This window comes from Kitasatospora sp. NPDC091257 (assembly GCF_044757675.1).
Classification (GTDB): domain Bacteria; phylum Actinomycetota; class Actinomycetes; order Streptomycetales; family Streptomycetaceae; genus Kitasatospora; species Kitasatospora lactacystinica.
In genome coordinates this window covers 1-7022 of the sequence record NZ_JBIVVI010000394.1, presented here as the reverse complement: position 1 = coordinate 7022, position 7022 = coordinate 1, and the positions used below count along the sequence as shown (strand labels likewise).

7 protein-coding genes are annotated in these 7022 nt (G+C 71.4%); 3 read left to right on the top strand and 4 right to left on the bottom strand.

Annotated features, from left to right (window positions below):
• The first annotated feature begins 110 nt into the window (after positions 1-110).
• From ettA to ACIQOV_RS19455, 3 genes are all read left to right on the top strand, one after another.
• A complete protein-coding gene (ettA, locus tag ACIQOV_RS19465) occupies positions 111-1775 on the top strand; it encodes an energy-dependent translational throttle protein EttA (protein ID WP_359910599.1) in 1665 nt (554 codons plus the stop codon).
• A 142-nt stretch (positions 1776-1917) separates the two neighbouring features.
• The gene (locus ACIQOV_RS19460; protein ID WP_359910602.1) at positions 1918-2361 is read left to right on the top strand and encodes a thioesterase family protein; all 444 of its coding nucleotides are present in this window, start codon (positions 1918-1920) and stop codon (positions 2359-2361) included.
• A gap of 29 nt (positions 2362-2390) precedes the next feature.
• Complete coding sequence (locus tag ACIQOV_RS19455; RefSeq protein WP_387685422.1) at positions 2391-3083, top strand: hypothetical protein; 693 nt, start codon at positions 2391-2393, stop codon at positions 3081-3083.
• A 101-nt stretch (positions 3084-3184) separates the two neighbouring features.
• Here the strand turns inward: ACIQOV_RS19455 and ACIQOV_RS19450 are convergent, their stop codons facing one another.
• The 4 genes from ACIQOV_RS19450 to ACIQOV_RS19435 all read right to left on the bottom strand — a co-directional run.
• Positions 3185-3589 carry a globin gene (locus ACIQOV_RS19450; RefSeq protein WP_387685424.1) on the bottom strand — a complete coding sequence of 135 codons (405 nt, stop codon included), beginning with the start codon at positions 3587-3589 and terminating at the stop codon, positions 3185-3187.
• A 90-nt stretch (positions 3590-3679) separates the two neighbouring features.
• Positions 3680-4816, bottom strand: a complete 1137-nt coding sequence (locus ACIQOV_RS19445) for an ABC transporter permease (RefSeq protein ID WP_401049965.1) — start codon at positions 4814-4816, stop codon at positions 3680-3682.
• Positions 4813-5682, bottom strand: a complete 870-nt coding sequence (locus tag ACIQOV_RS19440; RefSeq protein ID WP_401049962.1) for an ABC transporter ATP-binding protein — start codon at positions 5680-5682, stop codon at positions 4813-4815. Before ACIQOV_RS19440 ends, ACIQOV_RS19445 begins: the two co-directional genes overlap by 4 nt.
• Positions 5683-5898: 216 nt before the next feature.
• On the bottom strand, positions 5899-7022 hold a 1124-nt coding region (locus ACIQOV_RS19435), incomplete at its 5' end, for an FHA domain-containing protein (protein ID WP_401049959.1).

Genomic DNA, 7022 nt, shown 5'->3' with positions numbered 1-7022 from the left:
GCTCCGGATACCCCCGTGGGGTCACCTGGGCGGTTCGGGCTCCGGGTCGGGTGCGGCACAATGGAAGGCTGCAAGCCGAATTACTCCCGACGACGCCGGAGCGATCTCACGTGGCGGAATACATCTACACGATGCGCAAGGTGCGCAAGGCTCACGGAGACAAGGTCATCCTTGACGACGTGACGCTCAGCTTCCTCCCCGGAGCGAAGATCGGCGTCGTGGGCCCCAACGGCGCCGGTAAGTCCACCGTGCTGAAGATGATGGCCGGCCTGGAGCACCCCTCCAACGGCGACGCCTTCCTCTCGCCGGGCTTCACCGTCGGCATGCTGCTCCAGGAGCCGCCGCTGGACGAGTCCAAGACCGTCCTGGAGAACGTCGAGGACGGCGTCAAGGAGATCAAGGGGAAGCTCAACCGCTTCAACGAGATCGCCGAGCTGATGGCGACCGACTACTCGGACGCGCTGCTGGACGAGATGGGCAAGCTCCAGGAGGACCTGGACCACGCCAACGCCTGGGACCTCGAGGCCCAGCTGGAGCAGGCCATGGACGCGCTGGGCTGCCCGCCCGGCGACTGGCAGGTCACCAAGCTCTCCGGTGGCGAGAAGCGCCGCGTGGCGCTCTGCAAGCTGCTGCTGGAGGCCCCCGACCTGCTGCTGCTCGACGAGCCCACCAACCACCTGGACGCCGAGTCGGTGAACTGGCTGGAGCAGCACCTGGCCAAGTACGCCGGCACCGTCGTCGCCGTCACCCACGACCGGTACTTCCTGGACAACGTGGCCGGCTGGATCCTGGAGCTCGACCGCGGCCGCGCGATCGGCTACGAGGGCAACTACTCCACCTACCTGGAGAGCAAGCAGTCGCGCCTCAAGGTCGAGGGGCAGAAGGACGCCAAGCGCGCCAAGCGCCTCAAGGAGGAGCTGGAGTGGGTCCGCTCCAACGCCAAGGGCCGTCAGGCGAAGTCCAAGGCCCGTCTGGCCCGCTACGAGGAGATGGCGGCCGAGGCGGACAAGATGCGGAAGCTGGACTTCGAGGAGATCCAGATCCCGCCGGGCCCGCGTCTGGGCAGCGTCGTCATCGAGGTCGAGAACCTCAACAAGGCCTTCGGTGAGAAGATCCTGATCGACGACCTGAGCTTCACCCTGCCGCGCAACGGCATCGTCGGCATCATCGGCCCGAACGGCGCCGGCAAGACCACCCTGTTCAAGATGCTCCAGGACCTGGAGACCCCGGACAGCGGCACGGTCAAGGTCGGCGAGACCGTCAAGATCAGCTACGTCGACCAGACCCGCTCCAACATCGACCCGAAGAAGACCCTCTGGGAGGTCGTCTCCGACGGTCTGGACTGGATCAACGTCGGCCAGGTCGAGATGCCGTCCCGCGCCTACGTGTCGGCCTTCGGCTTCAAGGGCCCGGACCAGCAGAAGCCGGCCGGCGTGCTCTCCGGTGGTGAGCGCAACCGCCTGAACCTGGCGCTCACCCTCAAGCAGGGCGGCAACCTGCTGCTGCTCGACGAGCCCACCAACGACCTGGACGTGGAGACGCTCTCCTCGCTGGAGAACGCCCTGCTGGAGTTCCCCGGCTGCGCCGTGGTCATCTCCCACGACCGCTGGTTCCTGGACCGAGTGGCCACCCACATCCTCGCCTACGAGGGCGACAGCAAGTGGTTCTGGTTCGAGGGCAACTTCGAGTCGTACGAGAAGAACAAGATCGAGCGGCTCGGCGCCGACGCCGCCCGTCCGCACCGGGCCACGTACAAGAAGCTGACCCGAGGCTGACACCCAGCCGTCACAACGGCCCGGCAGACTGCCCTCCGGGGCGGCCTGCCGGGCCGCGGCCCGTCGCCACCGTCCGCCGCGTCGCGTCCCACGCCACCGGCGGTGGACGGCGGCGGGCGACCGGACACCGAGGAGAACTGCCGTGGCTCGCCACATCTACGCCTGCCCGCTGCGCTGGTCCGACATGGACGCCTTCGGGCACGTCAACAACGTGGTCTTCCTGCGCTACCTGGAGGAGGCCCGGATCGACTTCATGTTCACCCAGGCCGCCGCGGCCGGCGCCGGGGAGTTCGCGGGCGGCTCGGTGGTGGCCCGCCACGAGATCGACTACAAGCGTCCGCTGGTGCACCGGCCCGAGCCGGTCACCATCGAGACCTGGGTGACGAAGATCGGCGGCGCCTCGCTGACGGTCTCGTACGAGATCAAGGACGTCGCCGAGGACGGCAGCGACATCGTGTACGTCCGGGCGTCCACCGTGGTCGTCCCCTACGACCTGGCCGAGGGCCGGCCGCGCCGGATCTCGCCGGTGGAGCGGGAGTTCCTCGGCCGCTTCATGGACGTAGAGCCGGCCGTCGCCACCGTCTGACCCCACCTGACGATTCGAGCTGAACCGCTGTGACCATCACCGCCCGTCTCGCCCTGACCGACACCGGGGAGGCCGCCGACCTCTCCGCCTTCCTGCTGCGCCTGCTGCGCTTCGACCGGGCGGCGGCCGTCCGGCTCCAGGCGGTGGGCCCGGGCGACGGCGACGGCGTGCTGGCGGTCTTCGGACGGCTGCCGCTGGGCGGTTCGGGCGCGCTGGCGGTCCGTACCGTGCGGCTGGGCGGTCTGGACGGCCCGGTGGACCTGACCGTCTCGGCGGGCCAGCTGCTGGACGGCGTGGACGCCGAGGCGGGCGCCGTCGCGCTGCCCGCGCCGGTGACCGGCCCGGCCTGGGCCGGGCTGCTGCCGCCGCGCACCGGCTGGCGGCCGGTGGGCGCCCCGCCGGTGGCCGAGGTGTACCCCGAACTCATGGCCGGGGTGCAGGAGTTCCGCGAGCGCAGCGAGGCCGTCCCGGCCCACCACCGCGGCCGCACGGTGCTGGACGCGCTGGCCGACGAGATCTGGTCCCGCCCGGTCACGGTGCTGCCCGAGCTGCCGCTGCGCGCGCTGCACGCCGCGTACGTGATCGGCTTCCTGCGGCCCGGTGCCCCGCTGACCGTGCACCGGGCGGGCGGCTGGTTGCGGCTGAGCGCCCCGGCGGGCTCGGTGGCGGTGCGCACGGTGGCCGCGCCGGGCGCGGGGCTGGGGCTCAGCCCGGTCCGGTAGCCGGGCCCGCAAAACCTCGGCCCGCAAGCCCCGGCCCGCAAGCCCGGCCCGCAAGCCCGGGAAGACCCCGGAAAGGCCCCGGTAAGACCCCGGGAACGGCCTCAGCCCGGGGTGTTGATCATCGAGGCGGCGGCATAGGTCAGGTACTCGAGCAGCTGCTGCTCGTGCTCGGCCGGCAGCTCCAGGCTCGCCACGGCCGCCCGCATGTGGGTGAGCCAGGCGTCGTGCGCGGCCTTGTCGACCTTGAACGGCGCGTGCCGCATCCGCAGCCGGGGGTGGCCGCGCCGCTCGCTGTAGGTGCGCGGGCCGCCCCAGTACTGCATCAGGAAGAGGGCCATCCGCTCCTCGGCCGGCCCGAGGTCCTCCTCGGGGTACATCGGCCGCAGCAACTCGTCCTCGGCGATGCCCTCGTAGAACCGGTGGGCGAGCCGCCGGAAGGCCGGCTCACCGCCGACCTGGTCGTAGAAGGTCTCCTCGCTCAACGTGCCTCGCCGGATCTCTCTCACCCGACCATGGTCGCAGACGCCGACGGGGTCGTACACCGGGACCAAAGGCGTACGACCCCGTCGGGATCGGTGGACGTCAACCGGGGAGGGTCAGTCCTCCCAGCGGAACAGCTTCCAGGAGATGCCGGTCAGCACGGCCGCGAAGAGCAGCAGGCCGCCCATGGTCGGCAGGGCGTCCATGACGCCGCCGCCGCGGGTGAGCACCGACTGGGCGGAGTTGACCAGGTAGTGCAGCGGCATGACCTCGGAGACGGCCTTCAGCCAGCCCGGGGCGCCGTCCAGCGGGAAGAACGAGCCGGACAGGAAGGACATCGGCAGCACGATGATCTGCGAGATGCCGTTGGCCGCCTCCTCGGTCTTGGCGACCGAGCCGGCCAGCAGGCCGATCGACATGAAGGCGAGCGTCGCGCAGGCCACCAGCGGGATGACCAGCCACCAGTTGCCGGTGAGCTTGAGCCCGAAGAAGCTCGTCGCGACCACCAGGAAGACGGCGGTCTGCAGGAACGCGGTCAGCAGCGAGACCAGGATCCGGGAGCTGACCACGGTTCCGGCGTTGATCGGGGCCAGCCGCAGCCGCCGCAGCACCTTGGACTTGCGCCAGTTGACCAGCGTCAGCGCGGCACCGAACACCGCGCCGGTGGCGACGGCCCAGCCGAGCAGGCCGGGGGTGAGGAACTGGATCGGCTTGAGCGACTTGTCCTCGACCTGCTGGGAGTCCAGCACGAAGGCCGGCTTCTGGCCGGTGGCCGCCTGGTTGGCGGTCTGGACCACCGAGTTGAGGATGCCCTGGAGCGCGCCGGCGCGGACCTGGTCGGCGGCGGTGTAGCGCAGCTCGACCGTGCCGTCCGGGCCCTGCTTGATCAGCGCGTCGTAGTCGCCCTTGCGGACCTTCTCCAGCGTGGCGGCCTCGTCGTCGGTCTTCGTGATGGTGAGGACCTTGTCCAGCCCGGCCCGCTCGTCGCCCTGGATCGAGTCGAACAGCTTCACCGCGCCGACCTGGGCCACCTTGGCGTGGGGGCTGCCGGAGCCCTTGGTCACGCTGCCGAAGAACACCAGGAACACCAGCGGGAACAGCAGGATGAAGAAGGTCGCGGTGCGGTCGCGCTTCATCCCGAGCAGCATGGCGCGGGACAGGCTCCAGAACGCGCTGACCCGCTCCCGCTCGTCGGTGGCGGGGCCGCCGCGCCGGGCCGGGGCCTGCGGCTCGGTGGAGGTGCTGGCGGTCATGCGCGGAACTCCCGTCCGGTCAGCTGGAGGAAGACGTCCTCCAGGGTGGCGCCGCGCACTTCCAGGCCGCGCAGCGCGTTCTGCTCGGCGAGGACGCTGAGCACCGGGGCCGGAACGCGGGTGGAGACGGAGAGCGAGACGGTGTCGTCCTCCAGGTTGGCGATGTCCGCGCCGGCCGCGGTCATCAGCTCCCGGGCCCGGGCGAGCGGGAGTTGGCCGGAGGCCACGCTGATCCGGACGGTGTCGTCGATCTCGCGGATCAGCGCCGCCGGGGCGCCGGTGTGAAGGATCTTGCCGTGGTCCATGATCGAGACCCGGTCGCAGAGCACCTCGGCCTCGTCCAGGTAGTGCGTGGTCAGCACGACCGTGCGGCCCTCGGCGTTGATGTCCCGCAGGAGGTCCCACAGGTTGCGCCGGGACTGCGGGTCGAGTCCGGTGGTGGGCTCGTCCAGGAAGACGAGCTCCGGGTCGTGCGCCAGCGCGCAGGCGATCGACAGGCGCTGGGCCTGGCCGCCGGACATCTGGTCGGTCAGGGTCTCGGCCTTGTCCGAGAGGCCGACCCGCTCCAGCATCGCATCGGCCCGCTTGGGGCCGACCCCGTAGAACGACGCGAAGGTGCGGATGGTCTCCCGGGCCGTCAGTTTCCGGAAGAAAGCGGTCGCCTGGAACTGCACGCCGATTCGCGGCAGCAGTTTCGGATTGCGCGGCCAGGGCTCCATGCCCAGCAGCTGGATCCGGCCCTCGTCCGGTTTCCGGACTCCTTCCAGGATCTCCATCGTGGTGGTCTTCCCGGCGCCGTTGGGGCCCAGGATCCCGTAGAACTCGCCGGCCTCGACGGTGAACGACACCCCGTCGACGGCCTGCACATCCCCGTACCGCTGACGTATGCCGTCAGCGGATATAGCAGCAGTCATGTGGCCTGAGCCTAGGGGCTGCGAAGGCTCCTGTGCACATCCGTGCGAGCGAATTTGCGGATATTTTGAAGAGGACTCAAACAAAGTCGGGGCGGGCGGATGTCGAATTCCGCCCGGCCCGACCGGAGTTGGCGCTGATGGCCCATCAGGGAATGATGTGGCGGTCTTTCAGCCGCGGTGCACGGTGATGGTGGTCCAGGCGCCGACGTGGATCCGGTCGCCGTCGTTCAGCGGGATCGCGGTGTGCGGGGTGATCGGCTCCGCACCGCCGTTCACGGTGGTGCCGTTGGTCGAGTCCTGGTCGACCAGGACCCAGCTGCCGTCCGCCTGTTCGGCGAGCAGCGCGTGCTGGTGCGAGGCGCCCGGGTCCTCCGGCGGGACGGACAGGTCGATCTCCGGCACCGTGCCGCGGTGCTGGCTGCGCCGTCCGATCCGCAGCTGGCCGCGGCCGGTCAGCGGGATCCGGCGCTCGGGGCAGTACGGCGGGAAGAACAGGCCGGCCGCCTCGGGGCCGCTGCGGGCCATCATCTCGGTGAAGTAGTCCCGGTCGGCCGCGACCACGGCGATCCAGTTGGTCCGCACCGGCTCGGCCGGGGCGGGTTCCTGGGGTTGCTGCGGCTGTGCCTGCTGTGCCTGCTGCGGCGGGGCCAGGTGGAAGGAGGTGCCGAAGTCGCCGCCGCGGCTGTTCGGGCCGGGGCCGGCCGGGTGGGCGTAGACCGGGCCGGAGTCCTCGCGCACGGAGGTGTCGGGGAACGCGCCCTTCGGCGCGGGCCCCTCGCCCCCGGCGTGGTGGCCGGGAGGTGCCGTCGGCCCGGTGCCGGGCTGGGCGGGCGGGTAGCCGTAGGTGTGCGGATGTCCGGGGGCCTGCGGCTGCTGCTGGACGGGCGGCGCGACGGCCTGCTGGGCGGCCGGCGGCTGTCCGAACGGTGACTCTCCGAACGGCGGCTGGCCGGCCGGGGCGTGACCGAACGGCGGCTGGCCGAACGGGGGCTGTTCGAACGGCGGCTGGCCGGCCGGGGCGTGACCGGGCGGGGCCTGCGGCGGGGTGCCGCCGTAGGCCGCCGGGATGTTCAGCGGCGGCTGCTGGGCCGGGCCGGGCGGGAGGTGGCCGGCGCCGGGCGCCTGGCGGCGCGAGGGCGTGGAGAGCTCGTAGTCGTAGCCGCACTCCTCGCAGAACCGTCCGGTCTGCGGGCTGCGGCAGATCGGGCAGACGGCCAGGCCCGCGGTGAGGCCCTGTGGCCCGGCCTGGGGCTGGACGGCCCCGTGCGGGGGCGGGGGCCCCCTGCCCGGGG

What these genes read in the sequence shown, in the direction of transcription:
- ACIQOV_RS19445 (WP_401049965.1), bottom strand. Translation starts at nt 4,816, where the DNA reads ATGACCGCCAGCACCTCCACCGAGCCGCAGGCCCCGGCCCGGCGCGGC.